The sequence below is a fragment of the Scleromatobacter humisilvae genome, assembly GCF_023231945.1.
GTDB lineage: Bacteria > Pseudomonadota > Gammaproteobacteria > Burkholderiales > Burkholderiaceae_C > Scleromatobacter > Scleromatobacter humisilvae.
Genome location: NZ_JAJLJH010000001.1, coordinates 285,407 through 306,496, shown reverse-complemented (window position 1 = coordinate 306,496; position 21,090 = coordinate 285,407). Strand labels below are relative to the sequence as shown.

17 protein-coding genes are annotated in these 21,090 nt (G+C 70.7%); 9 read left to right on the top strand and 8 right to left on the bottom strand.

What is annotated here, in order from left to right:
* Positions 1 to 326: 326 nt before the first annotated feature.
* On the bottom strand, positions 327 to 1,202 hold the full coding sequence (locus tag LPC04_RS01430) for a hypothetical protein (protein ID WP_275680396.1): 876 nt from the start codon (positions 1,200 to 1,202) through the stop codon (positions 327 to 329).
* 274 nt (positions 1,203 to 1,476) lie between these two features.
* On the opposite strand from LPC04_RS01430, the gene LPC04_RS01425 reads away from it, so the two are divergent.
* Positions 1,477 to 3,315, top strand: a complete 1,839-nt coding sequence (locus tag LPC04_RS01425; protein ID WP_275680395.1) for a hybrid sensor histidine kinase/response regulator — start codon at positions 1,477 to 1,479, stop codon at positions 3,313 to 3,315.
* Positions 3,316 to 3,412: 97 nt separating this feature from the next.
* On the opposite strand, the gene LPC04_RS01420 is transcribed toward LPC04_RS01425, so the two are convergent.
* Positions 3,413 to 3,979 (bottom strand): 3'-5' exonuclease, encoded by a 567-nt coding sequence (locus LPC04_RS01420; protein WP_275680394.1) that lies wholly within the window; start codon positions 3,977 to 3,979, stop codon positions 3,413 to 3,415.
* Positions 3,980 to 4,193: 214 nt separating this feature from the next.
* Between LPC04_RS01420 and LPC04_RS01415 the strand changes: the two genes are divergently transcribed.
* The 3 genes from LPC04_RS01415 to LPC04_RS01405 are packed head-to-tail and all read left to right on the top strand — an operon-like array spanning position 4,194 to position 6,715.
* Complete coding sequence (locus tag LPC04_RS01415; RefSeq protein ID WP_275680393.1) at positions 4,194 to 5,963, top strand: long-chain fatty acid--CoA ligase; 1,770 nt, start codon at positions 4,194 to 4,196, stop codon at positions 5,961 to 5,963.
* A 25-nt stretch (positions 5,964 to 5,988) separates the two neighbouring features.
* Positions 5,989 to 6,300 carry a hypothetical protein gene (locus tag LPC04_RS01410; RefSeq protein ID WP_275680392.1) on the top strand — a complete coding sequence of 104 codons (312 nt, stop codon included), beginning with the start codon at positions 5,989 to 5,991 and terminating at the stop codon, positions 6,298 to 6,300.
* 43 nt (positions 6,301 to 6,343) lie between these two features.
* The gene (locus LPC04_RS01405) at positions 6,344 to 6,715 is read left to right on the top strand and encodes a VOC family protein (protein ID WP_275680391.1); all 372 of its coding nucleotides are present in this window, start codon (positions 6,344 to 6,346) and stop codon (positions 6,713 to 6,715) included.
* A gap of 28 nt (positions 6,716 to 6,743) precedes the next feature.
* Here LPC04_RS01405 and LPC04_RS01400 read toward each other — a convergent pair whose 3' ends face one another.
* Positions 6,744 to 7,640: a LysR family transcriptional regulator gene (locus LPC04_RS01400; RefSeq protein ID WP_275680390.1), complete on the bottom strand. Its 897-nt coding sequence runs from the start codon at positions 7,638 to 7,640 to the stop codon at positions 6,744 to 6,746.
* A 69-nt stretch (positions 7,641 to 7,709) separates the two neighbouring features.
* Here LPC04_RS01400 and LPC04_RS01395 point away from each other — a divergent pair, with 69 nt between their 5' ends.
* On the top strand, positions 7,710 to 8,714 hold the full coding sequence (locus tag LPC04_RS01395) for a bile acid:sodium symporter family protein (protein WP_275680389.1): 1,005 nt from the start codon (positions 7,710 to 7,712) through the stop codon (positions 8,712 to 8,714).
* On the opposite strand, the gene LPC04_RS01390 is transcribed toward LPC04_RS01395, so the two are convergent.
* The 3 genes from LPC04_RS01390 to LPC04_RS01380 form a co-directional block, all read right to left on the bottom strand.
* Positions 8,711 to 8,989 (bottom strand): GNAT family N-acetyltransferase, encoded by a 279-nt coding sequence (locus LPC04_RS01390; RefSeq protein ID WP_275680388.1) that lies wholly within the window; start codon positions 8,987 to 8,989, stop codon positions 8,711 to 8,713. The two genes, LPC04_RS01395 and LPC04_RS01390, sit on opposite strands and share 4 nt — an antisense overlap.
* A gap of 53 nt (positions 8,990 to 9,042) precedes the next feature.
* Positions 9,043 to 11,124 (bottom strand): prolyl oligopeptidase family serine peptidase, encoded by a 2,082-nt coding sequence (locus LPC04_RS01385; RefSeq protein WP_275681901.1) that lies wholly within the window; start codon positions 11,122 to 11,124, stop codon positions 9,043 to 9,045.
* Positions 11,125 to 11,203: 79 nt separating this feature from the next.
* A complete protein-coding gene (locus LPC04_RS01380; protein ID WP_275680387.1) occupies positions 11,204 to 11,734 on the bottom strand; it encodes an SRPBCC family protein in 531 nt (176 codons plus the stop codon).
* A 158-nt stretch (positions 11,735 to 11,892) separates the two neighbouring features.
* Here LPC04_RS01380 and LPC04_RS01375 point away from each other — a divergent pair, with 158 nt between their 5' ends.
* Positions 11,893 to 14,049 carry a M3 family metallopeptidase gene (locus LPC04_RS01375; protein ID WP_275680386.1) on the top strand — a complete coding sequence of 719 codons (2,157 nt, stop codon included), beginning with the start codon at positions 11,893 to 11,895 and terminating at the stop codon, positions 14,047 to 14,049.
* Position 14,050: 1 nt separating this feature from the next.
* Here the strand turns inward: LPC04_RS01375 and LPC04_RS01370 are convergent, their stop codons facing one another.
* A complete protein-coding gene (locus tag LPC04_RS01370; RefSeq protein ID WP_275680385.1) occupies positions 14,051 to 14,506 on the bottom strand; it encodes a YybH family protein in 456 nt (151 codons plus the stop codon).
* A 397-nt stretch (positions 14,507 to 14,903) separates the two neighbouring features.
* Between LPC04_RS01370 and rsgA the strand changes: the two genes are divergently transcribed.
* Entirely contained in the window at positions 14,904 to 15,986 is a 1,083-nt protein-coding gene (gene rsgA / locus LPC04_RS01365) for a ribosome small subunit-dependent GTPase A (RefSeq protein ID WP_275680384.1), read from the top strand.
* Between the two features lie 103 nt (positions 15,987 to 16,089).
* On the opposite strand, the gene LPC04_RS01360 is transcribed toward rsgA, so the two are convergent.
* Positions 16,090 to 17,949, bottom strand: coding sequence for a DEAD/DEAH box helicase (locus LPC04_RS01360; protein ID WP_275680383.1), 1,860 nt, complete (start codon positions 17,947 to 17,949; stop codon positions 16,090 to 16,092).
* A 560-nt stretch (positions 17,950 to 18,509) separates the two neighbouring features.
* On the opposite strand from LPC04_RS01360, the gene LPC04_RS01355 reads away from it, so the two are divergent.
* Together LPC04_RS01355 and LPC04_RS01350 are read left to right on the top strand one after the other, a co-directional pair.
* Positions 18,510 to 20,507 (top strand): aminotransferase class I/II-fold pyridoxal phosphate-dependent enzyme, encoded by a 1,998-nt coding sequence (locus LPC04_RS01355; protein ID WP_275680382.1) that lies wholly within the window; start codon positions 18,510 to 18,512, stop codon positions 20,505 to 20,507.
* Between the two features lie 167 nt (positions 20,508 to 20,674).
* Positions 20,675 to 21,088 (top strand): DoxX family protein, encoded by a 414-nt coding sequence (locus LPC04_RS01350; protein WP_275680381.1) that lies wholly within the window; start codon positions 20,675 to 20,677, stop codon positions 21,086 to 21,088.
* Positions 21,089 to 21,090 lie beyond the last annotated feature (2 nt).

Sequence of the window (21,090 nt, the reverse complement as noted above, 5' to 3'; positions counted from 1 at the left end):
TGGCTGCTGCCGCCGTCGTTCCTCGGGGCGCAGCCGCGGGCATCGCGCGGTCGAAGCGGTCGGCAATCTCGCGGGCTTCGTGAGCCCGTGGCGGGATCGAGACCGCGACCGTCAGTACCGACAGTGCTTTGTACGTGATCGCGGTGGGTCCCGGTCTGACTCGGCGGCGTCGCTGTCCGACCCCGAGGCGCGCCATCCGGGGCCGATGGGCGGCTCGCGCGACACGGACGACGTCGCGATGGCCGCGTCGTTCGCATGGAGCGGGCTGGATGCCGGCCGCCGTTCCGCGATCGGCCGGACCCGCTCTGGAACCGGGCCGGCAAGCATCAGTCGGCGCCATCGTTCGCGCCCGTTGGAACGCCGTCCCTGTGCCGTGCATTCACTTCCCGCACCCGCTCGCCGACCACCTGTCTCCGCTGGCACGCCAGCTCCTTGAATCCGTGCAGCGCGCGCCGGCAGTCGCTCAGCAGCGCGCTGCGATGCGCGGCCGCCACCAGGCCCAGCAGCCACGCCATCTCGAGACGCGCCAGCGTTTCGTCGGCCTGGATCAGCAGCGCGAGATAACGATGCGCGGTGGGGCTGACGATCGTGGCCTGGAAGCGCGCCGGGCGGGCGAATGCGAGGCGGGCGCTGGCCGGGGCGTGGCTGGCGAGGGTCGCGTCCAGGTCGGTCGCGATGCGTCGCAGCAGGGCCAGCACGTCGTCGGTGCGATGCTGCAGCGCGGCGAGCGCGTCGCTCAGGCAGGCGCGGTCGAGGCCCTGCACGCGGCGGCTCGTCTCCAGGCCGTGCAACTGCCGCGACACATAGACGAAGTCGCGCCGGAAGACCTGGCGCACGAGGCTGGTGCACAGGTCGAAGTCGAGGCGCAGCGCGGCGCCCTGGGTTCGGCGTGCGAGCAGCCAGAGTTCGGCGTCGCGCGGGGCAAGCTGCGGCGGCGTGCGCGACGTGTCGCCGCCCGGTTCGGGCGCGTCGACCAGCGGCAGTTCGACATGCTCGTGCGTCTCGATCGCCGCGCCGCGTCGGCGCCAGCGCGCGCCGCAGGGCAGGACGGTGCTGTCGATGGTCGGCGCGGGCCGCTCGGCGATGGCGGGTTGAAGGGTGTTGTTGACGTCCACGTCGGCCTCCGTTGAAGGCTTCCACGGTAAGTCCGAAGTGCGCAGGCACCGCGCGGCAAACTGGCCGATAAACAGCGTGAATTCCACCGGCGCCGACAGGCCGCCCGAAGTCGCCGCGGCGTCGCGGCGCGCCAAATGCCGCATTTCGGGGCCTGATGTCACCGGCGACGGCTCCAGGCTGACAACTCGCCGTCGATCGCGGTCGCGGACGGCACCCCGCTCGTATCATCGCCGGACGAACCCCGTCCGTGTCGGCATCGACACGGCGCCCGGAGATTTCAACCTGTCCATCAAGCCCGTCACCGTCGCGAACTCCGCAGCCGTCGTCCCCGCGCCTCCCGCGGCACGCGCGGCGGCGCCGGTGTCCGCGCCCGCCACGGCGCCGGCGCCCGCGCGCGTCACGCGGCGCGTGCGCGACGCAGGCCCGTGGGCGCTGGCCATGCCATGGCTGATGGGCGCCGTGCTGGTGCTGGCGGCCTACCTGGCCTGGTTCACGGTGGATCTGCTTCAGAACCGCCTGCACGAGTCGAGCATCAAGTTCGACGCCACCGTGCATCGCTTCGAACGCTTCTGGACGCTGCACGACGCCGCCAAGGAGGCCGTGCTGGCCGTCAAGTGGGACCTGGCCGCGAGCGAATCGCGGTCCGCGGCCGACAGCCTGCAGGCCGATGCCTTGCGCTTCGCGCAGACGTCCAACGCGTTGCAGGCGGAGATCGGGCAGCCCGGGCCATTGATGTTGTCGCAGGGGCCGGCCTGGACGCAGGCGGTGGCCACGCTGTCCGACGACCTGCAGCCCGCGCACGTCGCGTACGAGCGCGCGCACGCCCCGGCGCACGCGCAGGCCGTGCTGGACGCGCTGGCGCGCATCGGCCGGGAGGCGCGCCAGCGGCAGTCGATGTCGGCCGTGTTCCTCGACGAGGTGGAGGACGTGCGCCACCAGGTGCTGATCGCGATCTCGGTGATCGTGGCGATGCTGGTGCTGGTGGTCGCGCTGGCCGCGCAATGGGTGCTGGTGGCGCGCCGCGAGCGCGCGAGCCGCGGACGGGCCGAGCACCTGGCCGAGGTGGCCGAGGCCGAGCGCGCGCGCGCCGAGACCGCGGACCGCGAGAAGGGTCGCTTTCTCGGCATGCTCAGCCACGAGCTGCTGACGCCGTTGCAGTCGATCTGGAGCACGATCGACGTGATCGAATCGCGCGGCCGTGTCGAGGCGACGGAGCCGTCCTTCCGGCGCCTCAAGGAGGCCACGCGCTCGCTGCGCGGCCGCATCAGCGACCTGCTGGACTTCGCCAAGATGTCGTCGGGCCGGCTGGAGACCCGCATCCGCGGCTTCCAGCTGGACAAGCTGATCGACACCGCGCTGCGCGACGTCGAGGAAGTGCTGGCCGACCGCAACCTCGACGTGCACTGGGAGGCCGGCCCGGAGCTGAGCCAGCGCCTCTATTCCGACCCGGCGCGGCTACGCCAGGTGATCGACAACCTGCTGACCAACGCGATCAAGTACACCGAACGCGGCGGCATCTCCATTTCCGCGCGTCTGCTGGCGCAGGAAGGCGTGATGCGCATCGAGATCGCCGACACCGGCGTGGGCATCGATCCGGCGGCGATGGCGCGCCTGTACGAGCCGTTCTACCGGTCGCCGCTGACGGCCGGCATGGCCGAGGGCAGCGGCCTGGGCCTGGCCGTGGTGCGCAGCCTCGTCGACCTGATGGGCGGCACGATCCGCTTCGATTCGCAGGTCGGCCAGGGCACGGTCGTCACCCTCGAGGTGCCGATCACCGAAGGCACCGACGGGCTGGTGGTGGACGCGCCGGCGCGTGTCGACGCGCGGCGGCCGGTGCTGGTCGTCGACGACTCGCGCGACGCGCGGCGCGCCATCGCCGACGTGATCCGATCGCTGGGCATCGAGGTCGTGGAGGCGGCCGACGGCACCAGTGGCCTGGCCGCGGCCGCCGCCGGCGATTTCCAGGCGATCTTCCTGGATCTGCAGATGCCCGACCTCACGGGCCTGCAGGTGGCGCAGCGGCTGCGCCAGGCGGGCGATCGGCACCAGAACACCTTTCTCGCGCTCGTCTCGGCCTACAACGATCTCGACGACGCCACGCTGGATCGCCTGTTCGACGCGCGCATCGACAAGCCCGCGGGCCGCAAGGAGCTGATGGCGGCGTTGGGCCTGGCCGCGCAGGCGCGTGCCTCGCCGTGAACGAAATCGAGCGCGTCGCGTGCGTCGCACGCACCGGCACGCGTCACTCGTCACGCGAGCGTGGGTGAAATGTCACCGCGGACGCTTCGACAGCGATTCAGGCCAGCGACTGGTCGGACGCCGACGCGCCGTTGCGCCAGACCTTGGCCACGCTCAGTTGCAGCACGCGGGCGTCGCTGCTGGCGCGGTGGCGGCGCAACTGCAGGTTGCGCGCGACGATCTCGCGCGCGTCGTCGAAGCGCTCGGCTGCGTTCTCGCTCATCAGCTCTCGCAGGTGACGCAGCTTGAAGCTCGGGTTGATCGCGGCGGATTCGAACAGGCGCGCCAGCCAGGCGTAGTCGTGCGCCCAGTTGTCGCAGTAGACGGTGCGTCCGGCCAGGCGCTGGTTGAGTTCGAGCGCAACCTCGCGCGCGCTGCGGCCGTGGCGCTGCAGCAGCGAGCGCGAGATGCCGTGCATGCGCTCGGCGTCGCCGTCCCAATGGGTCCAGCCTTCGTCGGGCACGATCAGCGTGCAATAGGCCGTGCCGTCGGGCAGCACGAAGCCGATCTCGATCGGATAGCTGCCGCGTCCGAAGCCGGAGGCTTCGATGTCGAGCACGCACGGCAGGCCGTCGTGCGGAGGGTCGACATCGGCGGCGGGGTCGCGGTCAGCGGAGGAGGCCATGAACGGGGGGCTAGGCACCTGTTGCGCTTCACCAGCAATATTCGGACGATACCGGACAAAGCGGCGCTGTCCCCTCTGTGACAACCCTGCTCGGGGCTGGCACTATGGTGCGCACGGGCGTCGCGAAGTAGTCTGGGGTTTCGATCGCCGCAGGCTCGCTGCGGTGCAGCAACGGAGGCGTCGGGCCGTCTTGCCCGCGCTCCAAAGGATCCCGATGTCCGTGTCCGAAGACCCGTCCCGCTCGTCCCCGATCGATCCCTCGCTGGTGGACACCAACGCCGGCGAAGTGCCCGCCGATCGACCGCACTTCGCGTTCTGGCCCAAGCGCCTGGCGCGCAAGGTGACGCTGCCCGAGACCTCGTTGTGGCACAACGTGGAGGTGGCGGCGACGCGCTATCCGTCCAAGGCCGCCACGATCTATTTCGGCCGCGCCAAGAGCTACGCCGCGCTGCGGGCCGAGGCCGAGGCGCTTGCCGGCTGGCTGCAGGCGCAGGGCGTCAAGCGCGGCGACCGCGTCGCGCTGTTCATGCAGAACTGTCCGCAATACCTGGTCGCGTATCACGCCATCCTGCGCGCCGACGCCGTCGTCGTGCCGGTCAACGCGATGAACAAGGCCGAGGAGTTCGGCCACTACATCGTCGATCCGGGCACCCGGGTGGTGATCTGCGGCGCGGAGCTGGCGGGAATCGTCGCCAGCGCCAACGCCGCGTTGCCATCGTCGCAGCGAGTCGCGCGCGTGCTCGCGACTCGCTACGCCGACGAACTGCCTGAGGTCTTCGACGACGACCTCGCCCCAACGCCCGCGATGCGCGACTGGCTGCTGGCCGACCCGCCGCTGCCGCCCGGCACCGCGCGCTGGCGCGATGCGCTGGCGGAGGGCCATGTGCCCGGGCCCACCGTCAACGGGCCCGACGACCTGGCGCTGCTGCCCTACACCTCGGGCACCACGGGCCTGCCCAAGGGCTGCATGCACACGCACCGCACGCTGATGGCCAACGTCATCGGCGGCGCCGAATGGGGCTCGGGCAGCGCCGAGAGCATCGTGCTGGGCGTCGTGCCGATGTTCCACATCACCGGGATGCTCTATGGCGTGATCTCGCCGATGTTCGGCGGCGCCACGGTGGTGGTGATGCCGCGCTGGGATCGCGAGCTCGCCGGACGCCTGATCTCGCGCCACAAGATCTCGCACTGGACGTGCATCCCCACGATGATCATCGACCTGTTCGCGAGCCCGAACTACCGCAGCTTCGACCTGAGCAGCCTGCGCTGGCTGTCGGGCGGCGGCGCCGCGATGCCGCAGGCCGTGGCGCAGCGCCTGCTCGACGAGTTCGGCCTGCACTTCTGCGAGGGCTACGGCCTGACCGAGACGGCCGCGCCCAGCCACGCCAACCCGGCCGAACGGCCCAAGCTGCAGTGCCTGGGCATCCCGTTCTTCGGCGTCGACTCGCGCGTCGTCGACCCGGTCACGCTGAAGGAACTGCCGCCCGGCGACGTCGGCGAGATCGTCACGCGCGGGCCCATGGTCTTCCGCGGCTACTGGAAGAATCCGGAGGCGACGGCGGCGGCGTTCGTCGAGATCGACGGCCATCGCTATTTCCGCACCGGCGACCTCGGGCACATGGATGGCGACGGCTACTTCTTCATCACCGACCGCCTCAAGCGCATGATCAATGCGAGCGGCTTCAAGGTGTGGCCGTCGGAGGTCGAGCTGCTGCTGTACAAGCATCCGGGCGTGCAGGAGGCCTGCGTCATCTCGGCCCAGGACGCGTACCGCGGCGAGACGGTCAAGGCGATCGTCGTGCTGCGCGCCGAGGCCCGGGGCAAGGTGGCCGAGCGCGACATCGTCGCCTGGGCGCACGAGCACATGGCCGCCTACAAGGCCCCGCGCCTCGTCGAGTTCGTCGACGTGCTGCCCAAGTCGGGCGCGGGCAAGGTGATGTGGCGGCTGCTGCAGGACAAGGAGAACGCCGGCCGGGCTGCCTGAGCGCCGAGGCCGGACGGGACCCCGCATGCACGCGCGCAAGTCGTCGCTCGTCGCGCTGGCGCTGGCACTCGCCGGGTTCGCCGCGATCGTGGTCGCGGCGGTCGACGAGCCGCACCGCGGCCGCTTCGCCCTCGCGGGCGGACTTGCGTGGGAGCTCGCGTACTTCGCGATCCTCGCGCAGAATTTCAGCGAGCGCGCGCCCCTGCAGACGCGCGGCGGCCCCGTGACCTGGGAGAAGTCGCCCAGGATCTACGTGGTCAATTTCATCGTGCTCGGGCTGCTGGGCCTGTTCGCACTCGTCGTGCTGCTGGCGATCGTTTCCGCCTGGCATTTCTGACCGGCGAGAGCCGCCGGCACCCCATCCATCGGGAGATCATCGAATGAGCAACACCTTCGTCTGGGTCGACATCCCCGTCGCCGACCTCGACCGCGCCATCCGCTTCTACAGCGCGGTGGTCGGCCGCCCCGTCGGCAGGATCGGCGGCCCCGGCTTCAACTTCGGGCTGTTCGAGCACCAGGGCGGCGAGGTCGGGGGCTGCCTGATCGAGCCGGAAGAGGGCGTCGCGCCGTCGCTGACCGGCCCGCTGGTCTACATCGCCGCCGAAGGCCGGCTCGACGCGGCGATCGCGGCGGCGCAGGCCAACGGCGGCAAGGTGCTCAAGGCGAAGCACTCGATCGCGCCGAACGGCTTTCGGGCGATCATCGCCGACACTGAAGGCAACCGGGTCGCGCTGCACTCGATGACGGCTTGATCCGGCTCGCGCGCCTGCGCGCCACGCATCAGCGCCCGCCCGCGCGCACGGTCGCGCTGACGATCCTCCACACTCGCTCGGCCACCGGCGACAGCGCGCGGTCGTGGCGGCGCACCAGCATCACCGTGCGCTCCACGCGCGGCAGCAGTGGCCGCACGGCAAGCCCGTGCAGCCCGCCGGGCGGCACGGCCAGGCGCGGCATGACGGTCAGGCCGATGCCGGCCTCGACCATCTGGAACACCGTGGTCGGATGCGCGAGCTCCTGTTCCACCGTGCAGGCCGCGCCGTGCCGCGCCAGCGCGTCGTCGACGTAGCGGCGGCTGCCGGAGGACGGCTCGAGCAACACCATCGGTTCGCCGTCCAGCGCCTTCCAGCGCACGCTGGCGGCGCGCGCGAGGCGATGGCGGGCGGGCGTCACCAGCACGAACGGGTCGTGCAGGATCACCTCGCAGTGCAGGTCGTCCACCGACGGCGGCTCGACGACGACGCCGAAGTCCACTTCGCCGCCGCGCACGCTCTCCAGCACGTCCTGCTGGATGCGATCGAGCAGCAGGAAGCGCACGCGCGGCGCCTCGCGCGCGCAGGCCGCGATGCAGCCGGGCATCAGGTAGGCCGACAGCGTCGGGCTGCTGGCCACGCGCACCTTGCCGCCATCGGCGTCGGCCAGGCCCGCGACGTCGGCCAGCGTGGCGTCGAGCTCGTCGAGCGCGCGATCCAGCCGCGCGGCCAGCGAGCGTCCGGCCTCGGTCAGCTCGACCTCGCGCGTGGTGCGATCGAGCAGCCGCAGCCCCAGTTCGCGCTCGAGCTCGGCGATGGCGCGGCTGACGGCTGGCTGCGTCAGGCCGATCGTCTCGCCGGTGCGGCTGAAATTGCGCGTCTGGGCGACCGACTGGAAGACGCGCAGCTGGCGCAGGGTGGCATTCATGAGTCACAATCATAAGTCCATGGAATAAATCGATTTCTCTTTTGAGCAGGAAGACGTTGAAATGGCGCCATGAAACGCCCCGCCTTCCTGCCCGACAACTTCACGCTGCTGCTGGTGGCCACCGTGGCGCTGGCCACGTTGCTGCCGGCGCAGGGCCTGGCCGCGCGCTTCTTCGACGACTTCACGACCTTCGCGATCGGCCTGCTGTTCTTCCTGCACGGCGCCAAGCTGTCGCGCGACGCGATCCGCGCGGGCATCACGCACTGGCGGCTGCACCTGCTCGTGTTCGCCTGCACCTTCGTGCTGTTCCCGCTGCTCGGGCTGGCGCTCAAGCCGCTGCTGCAGCCGCTGGTCACGCGCGAGCTCTACACGGGTGTGCTGTTCCTGTGCGTGCTGCCGGCGACGGTGCAGTCGGCCATCGCGTTCACGTCGATCGCACGCGGCAATGTCCCCGCCGCCGTGTGCAGCGCGTCGGCGTCGACGATGCTGGGCGTGTTCGTCACGCCGGTGCTGGTCAACCTCGTGGTGCTGCCGCACGCCGCCGGCTCGACCAGCGAGTTCGACTCCATCGGTCGCATCCTGCTGCAACTGATGCTGCCGTTCGTCGCCGGCCATCTGCTGCGGCCGTGGATCAGCGGCTGGCTGCATCGCCGCAAGCAGATCCTGGGCGTCGTCGACCGCGGCTCGATCCTGCTGGTGGTCTATACGGCGTTCAGCGCGGCCGTCGTCGAGGGCCTGTGGAAGCAGGTGCCGCTGCAGGCGCTCGCTGGCCTGCTCGTGGTCTGCGCGGTGCTGCTGGCCTGCGCGTTGGCGTCGACCGGCTGGCTCGCGCGCCGGCTCGGTTTCGACAAGGCCGACGAGATCACCATCGTGTTCTGCGGCTCGAAGAAGAGCCTCGCGAGCGGCATCCCGATGGCCAAGGTGCTATTCCCGGCGCAGTCCGTCGGCGCCATCGTGCTGCCGCTGATGCTGTTCCACCAGATGCAGCTGATGGTGTGCGCGGTGCTGGCGACGCGCTACCGTCGCCGGGTCGACGACGCGTCCGCCAGCGCATCCGTGCGGGTCGCGAACTAGCGCGCCAGCAGCTTCTGCGTCTGCGGATGCCGGCGCATGTAGACCTCGACGTAGCTGCACGACGGCTCGACGCTGAAGCCTCGCTGCTCGGCCCATTCGAGCGCCACGCGCACCAGCTCCGCCGCGATGCCGCGCCCGCCGACGGCCGGGGGCACGCCGGTGTGCGTCATCCACATCACCTTGCCGCGCAGCTGGTAGTCGCACACGCACAGCTGGCCGTCGACGGTGGCCTCGAAGCGCTGGCGGGACTCGTTGTGGGTGACGGCGATGTTCATCGGGCTCTCCGGCAGGTGACGCTGGGATACGGCAAGTCGCGCGCCACCCGTCATCATCCCAGTTGCTGCCACAGGAACGCGAACTGCAGCGCCTGCATGTCGGCGCGCTGTTCGTTGTCCGCCGCGCCGCCGTGGCCGCCCTCGATGTTCTCGTAGTAGAGCACCTCGTGGCCCTGCTCGATCATGCGCGCGGCCATCTTGCGGGCGTGGCCCGGGTGCACGCGGTCGTCGCGCGTGGACGTGGTGAAGAGGATCGCCGGGTAGCGCCTGCCGGCGTGCACGTTCTGGTACGGGCTGTACTTCGAGATCCAGGCCCACTCGGCCGGGATGTCGGGGTTGCCGTACTCGGCCATCCACGACGCGCCGGCCAGCAGCCTGTTGTAGCGCCGCATGTCCAGCAGCGGCACCTGGCAGCTGACGGCGTTGAACAGCTCGGGCCGCTGCACCATGACGGCGCCGACGAGCAGCCCGCCGTTGCTGCCGCCCTCGATGCCGAGGTGGCGCGGGCTCGTCACCTTCGTCGCGACGAGGTCCTCGGCGACGGCGATGAAGTCGTCGTAGCTGCGCTGCCGATGCTCGCGCAGCGCCGCCTGGTGCCAGGCCGGGCCGTATTCGCCGCCGCCGCGGATGTTGGCGTAGACCCAGACGCCGCCGTGCTCGTGCCATGCCGTGCCGATGCCGCCCGAGTAGCTGGGCGTCAGCGAGATCTCGAAGCCGCCGTAGCCGTACAGCAGCGTCGGGTTCGCGCCATCGTGCGTCGCCCCCTTCGGCCAGATGACGAAGTAGGGCACACGCGTGCCGTCCTTCGACGCCGCGAACTTCTGCTCGACGTGCATGCCCGTCGAATCGAAGAAGTGCGGACGCGCCTTCAGCAGCTCGCGCTCGTCGCTGCCGGTGTGGGCGAGGTACAGCGAGTCGGGCGTGAGGAAGTCGGTGTAGCTGAGGAAGTAGGCCTCGGCCAGCGGGTCGTCGGGCGTGTGCGGGTCGTCGAGGCCGGACGTCGACAGCGAGCCCGGGAACGGCGCCGCGACGGCGCGATGCCGCCAGCCGTCGGCCGTCGGCGTGATCTCCTCGATGCGGCCCGCCACGTCGTCGAGCACGTTGAGCAGCACCTTGCTGCGCGTCGTGCCGTAGCCGGCCAGCGAGCGCGTGGCCGTCGGCGTGAACAGCGCCTCGAAGCGCCGCTCGCCCTTCAGGTAGGCATCGGCATCGGCCACCAGCAGCGAGCCGCGTGGCCAGGTGGTGCCGGCGATCGTCCAGTCGGAACGCAGCTCGAGCAGCACGCGCTCGCGCCAGAACGCGAGGTTGGCGTCGGCTGGCTTGTCGATGAGAGCCAGCGTCGGCTTGCCGCCGGTGTCTTCGCCGGTGACCAGCCAGATGCGCGAGGTGTAGAAATCCAGCGAGCGGCTGAACGTCGTGCGCTCGAAGCCGGGCGTGTCGTCGACGTGCACGCCGGCGGCGACGTCCGCGGCCTCGCCCTCGAACACCGTCACCGCGCTCTCGAGCGGCGTGCCGCGCGACCAGCGCTTGACGACGCGCGGATAGCCGGAATCGGTCAGGCTGCCGGGGCCGAAATCGGTGGCGATGTAGATCGTGTCCTCGTCGGCCCAGTCGACGCTGGACTTGGCCTCGGGCAGCACGAACCCGTCGGCGACGAACTCGCGCCTGGCGATGTCGAACTCGCGCACGACCTGTGCATCGGAGCCGCCGCGCGACAGCATGATCAGGCCGCGTTCGTACTTCGGCGCGAGGCAGTGGGTGCCGTGCCAGACCCAGTTCTCGTTCTCGCTGGCAGCCAGCGCGTCGAGGTCGATCACGACGTCCCAGGCCGGCTGCGGCTTGCGGTATTCGTCGAGCGTGGTGCGGCGCCACAGGCCGCGCGGGTTTCGGTCGTCGCGCCAGAAGTTCCAGAACCAGTCGCCGCGGCGCACGACGCCGGGGATCTGCTCCTTCGAGTCGAGGATGGCGCGCTGCCGGTCGCGCGTCTGCGCGAATCGCGGCCAGGCCTCGAGCACATCGCGCGACTGCGCGTTGCGCTCGCGCACCCACGCGAGCGCGTCGTCGCCGAGGACGTCCTCCAGCCACAGGTGAGGGTCGTCGGACTCGGGCGTCGAGGCAGCGGGATCGTTGGCCATCTTGGGGTCGTCGCGGTCGGGAATCGGGATGGCCGGATCATCGCAGAGCGACGTCCCCATGACGCCGCCGGGCCATTGATCAGCGGCGCTCCGCCAGCGTCTTCAGGTTGGCCAGGCCGGCCTCGAAGTCGGGGCCGACCATGCGGTCCATGAAGCGCGCCATGTAGTGCATCAGCGGGTTGCGGCCGACGCTGCCGGCGTTCGTCCAGGTGATCTTCGTGGCGTCGCCCTGCGGCTCGAAGCGGATGTCGCCGGTCGACGTCGAGTCGTAGTCGGGAAAGTACAGCTGGTACGTGAAGCCCCTGGCGGGATCGGCCGTGAGGAAGGTCATGCGGCCCTTGCCCTCGGTCTTGCTGTCCCAGCTCCAGCCGGCGCCGGCGCCCGACTCGGGGCCGAAGAACGTCATCGCCATCGCGGGGTCGCGGCGGTTCCACATCGACCATTCCGGCCAGCGCTTCGGCGCCGCCACCAGCGGGTAGATGCGCTCGGGCGGGGCGTTGACGACGGCGCTGCGCTCGACGCGGTAGGTGTCGGGCAGCAGGAAGCCGGCGACGACCGCCAGCAGCACGACGGCGACCAGGCCTGCGGCGACCCGGACGAGCCAGCGCATGTCAATCTCCTCTCGATGAATGGGGAGGTCGGCGGGGGCCGTATCCTTCCCGATGTGCCCGATGCATGAGCACTGGCATGATCGCCGCGTTCGCGGGTGCCCGACAGCGGGTCGACCCGATGCCCGAAGCGCCTCCACAAGAAGCCCAACCTTCCGCCATGACCGCCACCAATCCCCTTCTCGCCGACTGGACGACGCCGTTCGCACTGCCGCCGTTCGACCTGATCCGGGCGTCCCATTTCGCGCCGGCCTTCGAGGCCGCGATGCAGGCGCAGCGCGCCGAGGTGGAGGCCATCGCCGCGAATGCGGATGCTCCAGACTTCGACAACACGGTGGCCGCGTTCGATCGCAGCGGCCGCTTGCTGTCGCGCATCGAGGCCGCGTTCCACGCGCTCGCGGCCTCGCACACCTCGCCCGACATCCAGGCCGTGCAGCGCGAGCTGGCCGCCCCGCTGGCCGCGCACGACAGCGCCGTGATGATGCACGCGGGCCTGTTCGCGCGGCTCGACGCGGTGCATGCGAAGCGGCACGAGCCCGGCCTGTCGCCCGAACAGCTGCGCCTCGTCGAGCGCCTGCACGTCGACTTCGTGCGCGCCGGCGCGAAGCTGGGCGCGGACAAGCAGCCGCGCTACGCGCAGATCATGGAGCGCCTCGCGCAGCTCACCACCCGCTTCGCGCAGAACGTGCTGGCCGACGAGGCCGGCTTCCAGCTGGAGCTGTCGGACGACGAGCTCGACGGCCTGCCGCCCTTCGTGCGCGCGTCCGCGCGCCAGGCCGCGAGCGACCGCGGTCTCGCCGAGGGCACGCACGTGGTGACGCTGTCGCGCTCGCTGATCGTGCCCTTCCTGACGTTCTCGACGCGGCGCGAGCTGCGCGAACGCGCGTGGAAGGCCTGGGTCGGCCGCGGCGAGAACGAGGGCGAGACGGACAACCGCGAGGTCGCGCGCGACATCCTGCGCCTGCGCCAGGAGCAGGCCTGGATGCATGGCCACGCGAGCTATGCCGAGTACGCGCTGGCCAACACGATGGCCGGCAACGTGGCCTCGGTCAACACGCTGCTGGACGACGTCTACTCGCGCGCGCTCGCCGCGCTGCAGGACGAGCGCAAGGCGGTGCACGAGGCGCTGCGCGATGCGGGCGTCGCCGCGCCGTACATGGCCTGGGACTGGCGCTACGGCTCCGAGAAGGTGCGCCAGCAGCGCTACGCCTTCGACGACGGCGAGGTCAAGCCGTACTTCTCGCTCGATCGCATGGTGCAGGCGGCGTTCGACTGCGCGCATCGGCTGTTCGGCATCCGCATGGTGCGCAACGACGCCATTCCCGTCTACCACCCCGACGTCGTGCCTTACGAGGTGTGGGACGACACGGCCCCCGATTCGGCGGGTACGCCGAACCACCCCCCAGGGGGGGCGCGGCCTGGCTCCGGAGCGGCCGAGCGCGGCGGCCGCGCAAGCGGCGAAGGAAGGCTGATCGGCATCTTCCTGCACGACAACTTCGCGCGCCAGACCAAGCGCTCCGGCGCGTGGATGAGCTCGCTGCGGCTGCAGTCGCGCAACGGCCCGGTCGACCTGCCGGTCATCATGAACAACAACAACTTCGCCAAGGGCGCGCCCGGCGAGCCGACGCTGCTGTCCTTCGACGACGCACGCACGCTGTTCCACGAGTTCGGCCACGGCCTGCACGGGCTGCTGTCGAACGTGACCTACCAGCGGCTGTCCGGCACCAACGTGCTGCGCGACTTCGTCGAGCTGCCCTCGCAGCTGTACGAGCACTGGCTGCTCGAGCCCGAGGTGATCGCGCGCCACGCCCGCCACTGGCAGACCGGCGAGCCCATCCCCGAGACGCTGGTGCGCCGCCTGCAGGAGTCGCGCCGCTGGGGCCAGGCCTACGAGACGGTGCGCTACGCCGGCAGTGCGCTGGTCGACATGGCCGTGCACTCGCGCACCGACAAGGAGCCGCCGGCCGACCTGCCCGAGTTCGAGGCCGCCACGCTGGCGCGGCTGAACCTGCCGCCCGAGGTGGGCGTCAACCACCGGCTGCTGCACTTCCAGCACCTGTTCTCCGGCTCCGCATACGCCGCAGGGTATTACGTCTACCTGTGGGCCGAGGTGCTGGACGCCGACGCCTTCGACGCCTTCAAGGAGGCCGGCAGCGCGTTCGACCCGGTGACGGCCGCGCGGCTGCGCCAGTGCATCTACGGCGCGGGCGACAGCGTCGCGCCGCAGCAGGCCTACGCGGCCTTCCGTGGGCGCATGCCGTCGATCGAGCCGCTGCTGCGCAAGCGCGGGCTGCTGCCCGAGGACGTCGAGTACTGAATCACTTGATGGGGCAGTCCACGCCGACGCCCTGGTCCGCGACGGCGCGCCAGTGGCCGTCTGCCTCCTTGCGCCAGATCGTCGTGTAGCGGCCGATGAGCTTGCCGTCCTGATCGTGCACCAGGCCGGTCGAGATCGCGTGGTGGCGGTCCGCGGTCGGCGCGATGGCGTCGGGGGCCCAGCTGAACGGCGGCTTGGGCGCGTCGAAGTACGCCTTCCAGGTCTTGAGGACGGCGGCGCGGCCGATCTGCATCTCGCGGCCGTTGAAGACGGCGTCCTCGGCGACGTAGTCGGTGAAGCGATCGAACCGGCGGTCGGCCATGCTCCTGGCGAAGGCGATCTCGGCCGCCTTGACCTCGGCGGCGGTGGCGTTGACGTCGGCCTCGGACGGCAGGGCCGCGGCGACGGCGTGGATCGCGAACAGCGACAGGGTGCAGGCGAGCAGGGCAGGGCGCATGGCGTCGGGTCCGTTGCAAGTCGTGGTGCGCCGATTGTGGGCGTGTGGCGCGCGCCACGCCATGCGGGCGCACGGTCTTGACAGCCTCGCCTCGCGCGCGCAAAGTCGCGGCTCCCTTCAACCGATCGACTTTCAGGAGGTCGCCATGGATAGCCACTTCGCCAGCGCGTCGACCGCCGTGCCGTCACGGTTCTCGAAGGCTTTCGGCCACTGATCCTCGCGATCACGCCCCGCCCCCGGTGCATCTTCCCGCACCGACGGCAGCCGGTTCCGACGCCCACCTTTCCCACAGCCGGCCTTGACCGTGCAAGGCCTTGTCTCGCCCGTGCGCCATCGAGCGCGGGCGAAGCTGCCGCATCGGCGAGACCGTCGCTGCGGCGCGTCCGGAATCCTTCCAATGCAAGACTCCCTCGATCTTCGCGCGCTGCGCGACATCGGACTTTCCCACGACACGGTGCAGGCAGCGCTCGCGCGGCCGCGACCGGACGGCACGCGGCTCGCGCGTGTCGTCGAGATCCAGCGCGACCACCTGGTCGTGCACGACGGCGTCGACGCGCACGCCGTCGTCCCCTGGCCCACGCTGCGCGCCGCGCTCGAACAGTCGCGCGACCCGCTGGTCGTCGGCGACTGGGTGTGGTGGCGCGCGGCCGCGTCGGATGGCGATCGCGGCTGGGCCGTCGCGCGCCTGCCCGCGCGCAACCGCCTGGCGCGGCGCGACCCCGCCGGCGGGCGGCAAGGCCTCGTCGCCAACATCGACACGGCGCTGATCGTGATGGGCCTGGACCACGACTTCAACCTGCGCCGCCTCGACCGCTTCCTCGTGCTGGCGCACTCGGCCGACGCGCGCGTGGCCGTCGTGCTGTCCAAGGCCGACGGCTGTGCCGACGTCGCGGGCGCGCTCGCGCGCGTGCGAGCGCACCTGGGCGACGCGCGCGACGACGTCGCCGTCATCGCCGTCGACGGCCGCTCGCCCGACGCGGCCCGGGCGCTGGCGCCGTGGCTCGCGCGCGGCAGCACGCTGGTCACGCTCGGCTCCAGCGGCGCGGGCAAGACGACGTTGACCAACACGCTCACCCGCGCCGCCTCGACGACGCAATCGGTACGCGCCGACGACGACAAGGGCCGCCACACGACCACGGTGCGCACGCTGCACCGCACCGCCGGCGGCGCCTGCCTGATCGACACGCCGGGCCTGCGCCAGCTGTGGCTGGACGCCGATGCCGACACGCTCCACGGCGCGTTCCCCGAGATCGGCATGCTGGCGCTGCAGTGCCGCTACCGCGACTGCCGCCATGCGCGGGAGCCGGGCTGCGCGGTGCGCGAGCAGGTGTCGCCCGAGCGCCTCGTGAGCTTCCAGAAGCTGCTGCGCGAGGCCAATCGCGAGAACGACGACATCTTCCAGCGCCGGCGCCATGTGGCCGTGATGAAGCAGCGGACGCGCGACAACCGGGCGCGCAACGCGGCGCGCGGGGATCGCTGAGGTCGTGCCAGACCCTTCAGGAATCTCGGCTCCAACGAAAAAGGCCGCCCGTTGCGGGGCGGCCTTGCGAGGTCAGGTCAACGCGCCGTGGCGCGCATCACGCTCAGCGCGGCGTGCGGCCGCGCGGACCCGGGCCGCCGGGGCCGCTGCGCTTCGCGCCGAACGCCGGACGCTCGCCGCCGAAGGCCGGACGGTCGCCTTGCGGGCGCGCGAATGGGCGGTCGCCGCCTTCGCGGTTGAACGCCGGGCGATCGCCGTGCGGGCGAGCGAACGGACGATCGCCGCCTTCACGATTGAATGCCGGGCGATCGCCGCCTTCGCGGTTGAACTGCGGCCGGTCGCCGCCGTTGAACGGCTGTTGCGGGCGCTGGCCGCGGTAGTCGCCGCGCGGGCCGCCTTCGGGGCGCTGGAACGGGCTGTCGCCGCGCGGGCCGTTGAAGGCCGGGCGCTCGCCACCGAAGTTGCCGCGGTTGTCGCCGCCGAAGTTGCCGCGCGGCGCGCCGCCGTCACGGTTGAACTGCGGACGATCGCCGCCGTGGCCGGGGCCGCGGTCGCCGCCGAAGTTCGGGCGATCGCCGCCGAAGCCCGGACGCGGGCCGTAGCCCGGACGGTCGCCGTTGCGCGGGCCGTTGAAGCCGCCCCGGTTGCCGCCGAAGCTCGGACGATGGCCGAACGAACGCTCCTCGTCGAAGCGGCCGCTGCCCGGACGCTGCGCGGCCGGCGCTTGCAGGCGCGGCTCGAGGCCGGGAACGACGGACGCCGGGATGTTGTGCGTGGTGAAGCGCTCGATGCGGCGGATCATCGGGATGTCGCGACGCTCGGCGATCGTGATCGCCAGGCCCGAACGGCCGGCACGGCCGGTGCGGCCGATGCGGTGGACATAGTCCTCCGCCTTCATCGGCAGGCCGTAGTTGATGACGTGCGTGATCGTCGGCACGTCGATGCCGCGCGCGGCGACGTCGGTGGCCACGAGCACCTTGAGCTGCTTCATGCGCAGCGCGCCGAGGACGCGGTTGCGGCGGCCTTGCGGCATGCCGCCGTGCAGCGCGGCGACCGAGTGGCCGATCTGCTGCAGGCGGTCGGCGAGTTCGTCGGCGTCACGCTGCGTGCTCGTGAAGACGACGGCCTGCTCCATGTTGCGGTCGGTCAGCAGCTGGTCGAGCAGGTCGTCGCGGTGCTTGCGGTTGTCCGCCCAGTGCAGGCGTTGCTCGATCTGCGTGTGCTGCTCGGTGGGCGCCGAGATGCGGATGCGCTGCGCGTCGTGCGTCAGTTCCTTGGCCAGGCCGCCGACGGTGCCGTCGAACGTGGCCGAGAACATCATGGTCTGGCGTTCGGCCGACAGTTCCTTGGCGATGTGGTGGATGTCGTCGATGAAGCCCATGTCGAGCATGCGATCGGCTTCGTCGAGGATCAGCAGCTCGACCTGCGACATCATGGCCTTGCCGCTGCCCATGTGGTCGATCAGGCGACCCGGGGTGGCGATCAGGATGTCCAGCGGGCCGCGCAGGGCCTTGAGCTGGGCGATGTAGGGCACGCCGCCGACGACGGTGGCGACGCGCAGGCCCTGCACGTTGCGGCCGTAGACGGAGCAGGCCTTGCTGACCTGCATCGCCAGCTCGCGCGTCGGCGCGAGGACGAGCACGCGCGGGCCGCTCGGCTGGCCGCGTTCGCGCTTCTTGGCCGGGTCGCGGCGCGCTTCGATCACGCGCTGCAGCGCCGGCAGCACGAAGGCCGCGGTCTTGCCGGAGCCGGTGCGCGAGGACACGAGAAGGTCGACGCCGGAGATGGCGGCGGGGATGGCTTGCGACTGGACGTCGGTCGGCTCGGTGTAGCCGGCTTCCGTCACGGAGCGCAGGATTTCAGGGGCGAGGCCCAGCGTGGCGAAGCCGGAGGCTTGCGCTTCGGGTTGCACGGCGTCTTGTTGTTCTTCGTTGCCGAGCGGGGATTGGGTATCGAAACTCATGGATCACTTTCAAGCACAGCACTCCCCACGCGCTCGGGGTTGTCCCGAGCACGGAGTTGCGCCACGGCGCCGCCTGCCAAGATGAGGACTCGGCAGCACCAATCAGGTCGCGTAAGAAGATAACGGGGCGGCCACCGCGTTTGACCAAGGGGGTCAGCGGAGGGTTGTTGCCCAGGAAACGTCTGGTAGCGACGGCATCGCCGCCGACCACAACCGTTTCCGAGTGCGTTTCCACCGGGGCAGGAACTTCAGGGATAACCCTTGGTTCTGTCGGGGATTTGCAGCAGACCGGCTTGAGAAGGTCAGAGGGGATGAGCGAAGACGTGCGGCCTTTTCGGCGGTCTTCCCTATGACGGGAGGACGGTTTGGAAGTGCATTCGCAGCGTCAACTGGTATTTTGCCAGAATTTCTCACATCGTGTTGTGTTCTACGATGGCGGGTTTGCAGGGACGGCCGTTCCGTGACGCGTTTCACGCCGTCGCCGGAAGCGTCCACTGCCTTCCCAAAACGATTCCAGGCGCCCCCATCGATGGGCTGCCGGCCGCCACCGCGAGACCTCCATGCCCGAGAACAAGACGACCAAACCGATGAGCCACGTCCTGGTGGTGAGCGCCGATGCGGGCTGGCGCGACGAGGTGGTCGCGGGCATCAACGCCGCGGCGCAGAAGCTCGACAACCCGTTCGACCTGCTGGCCGTGCCCGCCGCCGACGCGGGCGCCGCCGTCGCCGCGGTGCGCGCCGACGGCGACGTGCAGATCGTGCTGATCGACCACGGCGACCACGCGCCGGCCGCCAGGTCGGGCAAGGGCGCGGCGCGCCACCAGGACGTCGCGGCGATGGCGCAGGAGATCATCGCGCTGCGTCCCGAGCTGTCGCTGTACGTGACGCTCGAGGACGACGAGAACAAGCTGCTGCTCGAGCAGCTCGCCAGCAACGTCGTGCACGGCTACTTCTATCGCGGCGAACATGACTTCGCGGGCTGGGCGCGCATCCTGGCCGCCGAGATCGCCGAGAAGTCGGCCACGCCGTTCTACGACGAGCTCAAGAACTACGTGCGCATGGCCAAGGACAGCTGGCACACGCCGGGCCACGCTGGCGGTGACTCGTACAAGGGCAGCCCGTGGGTGGGCGACTTCTACGACTTCGCCGGCGAGAACCTGCTGCGCGCCGACCTGTCCGTCTCGGTGGAGATGCTGGACTCGCTGCTGCACCCGACCGGCGTCATCGTGCAGGCCCAGCGCCTCGCGGCGCAGGCGTTCGGCGCACGCAAGACCTACTTCGCCACCAACGGCACGTCGACCGCCAACAAGGTGATCTTCCAGACGCTGCTGGCGCCGGGCGACAAGATGCTGCTGGATCGCAACTGCCACAAGTCGGTCCACCACGGCGTGATCCTGTCGGGCGCGCAGCCCGTGTACCTCGACTCGTCGGTCAACCGCAAGTACGGCCTGTTCGGCCCGGTGCCGCGCGCCACGGTGCTGGCCGCCATCGAGCAGCATCCGGATGCGCGCGTGCTGATCCTCACGTCCTGCACCTACGACGGCCTGCGCTACGACTTGAAGCCCATCATCGAGGCCGCGCACGCCGCCGGCATCAAGGTGATCGTCGACGAGGCCTGGTACGGCCACGCGCGCTTCCACCCCGAGCTGCGGCCGACCGCGCTGGAGAGCGGCGCCGACTACTGCACGCAGAGCACGCACAAGGTGCTGTCGGCCTTCTCGCAGGCCAGCATGATCCACGTCAACGACCCGCTGTTCGACGAGCACCTGTTCCGCGAGAACTTCAACATGCACGCGTCGACCAGCCCGCAATACAACCTGATCGCCAGCCTGGACGTGGCGCGCAAGCAGGCCGTGATGGAAGGCTACCGGCTGCTCGATCGCTCGCTGAAGTACGCGCAGGAGCTGCGCGAGAAGATCAACGCGACCGGGGTGTTCCGCGCGCTGGAACTGGCCGACCTGCTGCCCGAGGAACTCGCCAACGACGGCATCCGGCTGGACCCGACCAAGATCACGATCGACATCACCGCCTCGGGCTTCTCGTCGGACGAGCTGCGCGAGGAGCTGTTCGAGCGCTTCAACATCCAGGTCGAGAAGTCGACGCACAACACGCTGACGTTGCTGCTGACGGTGGGCACGACGCGCTCCAAGGTGTCGCGCCTGTTCGACGCGCTGCTGCGCCTGGCCAAGGAGCGCCGGCCCGAGCGCACGAGCGCGCGTATGCCCGAGCTGCCGCACTTCACGCGCCTGGCCTGCCTGCCGCGCGACGCGTTCTACGAGTACGGCGAGCGCATCCCCCTGCTCGACGAGCAGGGCCAGCCCAACGCCGCGCTGGCGGGCCGCGTGTGCTGCGACCAGATCACGCCGTACCCGCCGGGCATCCCGGTGCTGGTGCCGGGCCAGGTGATCACGCCGGAGATCATTGCCTTCCTGACGCGCATCATGCGCATGCAGAAGTCCATCGAGATGCACGGCCTGGCCACGCACGACGGCGAGCCCTGCCTGCGCGTGCTGGCACCGGGCGAGCTGGAGGCGATGGCGAGCCGCACGGTGCTCTGAGCCCGCGTTCGCTGGCTTCCGGTCCGTCCGCTTCCTGAACGGTCCGTCCGCGCGAGCGGGCGGTTCGTCGCGCGCGGCTTGGTGCGTTGGAACCGGTTCCCTAGAGTTCGTCTCCGTCGCGCCGATGTTGGCGCGGCGAACACAACCAAATCGGGGAAACCAAGTCCATGAACACCATCCAGCTGGGAGCCACGCTCCCGTCCGCGACGCCGCGTCGCATCGGCCTCGCGTTGAGCGGGCTCGCCATCCTGGTGCTGCTGGCCGACGCCGTGGCGCAGCTGCTGGCCATCCCGCCGGTGCTGAACGCCGCGGCGTCGATCGGCTGGCCGTCCACGCCCGCGCTGTGGCAATGCGTCGGCGCCGTGCTCGCGGCCGCGACGCTGCTGTACGCGATCCCGCGCACCGCCTTCCTCGGCGGCCTGCTGATCACTGGCTACCTCGGCGGTGCCGTCGCCTCGCACGTGCGCGTGGGCGAGGACATCGTCGGCCCGACGATCGCCGCCGTCGCGATCTGCGCGATCGTCTGGGGCGCGCTGTGGCTGCGCGACGAGCGCTTCCGCGCGCTGACCCGGGCCCGCTGAAG

Bases quoted from the DNA above. Each gene is read 5' to 3' on its own strand.
- LPC04_RS01355 (WP_275680382.1), top strand. From the start codon at position 18,510: ATGCCCGAGAACAAGACGACCAAACCGATGAGCCACGTCCTGGTGGTG.
- LPC04_RS01415 (WP_275680393.1), top strand. From the start codon at position 4,194: ATGTCCGTGTCCGAAGACCCGTCCCGCTCGTCCCCGATCGATCCCTCG.
- LPC04_RS01360 (WP_275680383.1), bottom strand. From the start codon at position 17,949: ATGAGTTTCGATACCCAATCCCCGCTCGGCAACGAAGAACAACAAGAC.
- LPC04_RS01410 (WP_275680392.1), top strand. From the start codon at position 5,989: ATGCACGCGCGCAAGTCGTCGCTCGTCGCGCTGGCGCTGGCACTCGCC.
- LPC04_RS01375 (WP_275680386.1), top strand. From the start codon at position 11,893: ATGACCGCCACCAATCCCCTTCTCGCCGACTGGACGACGCCGTTCGCA.
- LPC04_RS01405 (WP_275680391.1), top strand. From the start codon at position 6,344: ATGAGCAACACCTTCGTCTGGGTCGACATCCCCGTCGCCGACCTCGAC.
- LPC04_RS01420 (WP_275680394.1), bottom strand. From the start codon at position 3,979: ATGGCCTCCTCCGCTGACCGCGACCCCGCCGCCGATGTCGACCCTCCG.
- LPC04_RS01390 (WP_275680388.1), bottom strand. From the start codon at position 8,989: ATGAACATCGCCGTCACCCACAACGAGTCCCGCCAGCGCTTCGAGGCC.
- LPC04_RS01380 (WP_275680387.1), bottom strand. From the start codon at position 11,734: ATGCGCTGGCTCGTCCGGGTCGCCGCAGGCCTGGTCGCCGTCGTGCTG.
- LPC04_RS01400 (WP_275680390.1), bottom strand. From the start codon at position 7,640: ATGAATGCCACCCTGCGCCAGCTGCGCGTCTTCCAGTCGGTCGCCCAG.
- rsgA (WP_275680384.1), top strand. From the start codon at position 14,904: ATGCAAGACTCCCTCGATCTTCGCGCGCTGCGCGACATCGGACTTTCC.
- LPC04_RS01350 (WP_275680381.1), top strand. From the start codon at position 20,675: ATGAACACCATCCAGCTGGGAGCCACGCTCCCGTCCGCGACGCCGCGT.
- LPC04_RS01395 (WP_275680389.1), top strand. From the start codon at position 7,710: ATGAAACGCCCCGCCTTCCTGCCCGACAACTTCACGCTGCTGCTGGTG.
- LPC04_RS01370 (WP_275680385.1), bottom strand. From the start codon at position 14,506: ATGCGCCCTGCCCTGCTCGCCTGCACCCTGTCGCTGTTCGCGATCCAC.
- LPC04_RS01385 (WP_275681901.1), bottom strand. From the start codon at position 11,124: ATGGCCAACGATCCCGCTGCCTCGACGCCCGAGTCCGACGACCCTCAC.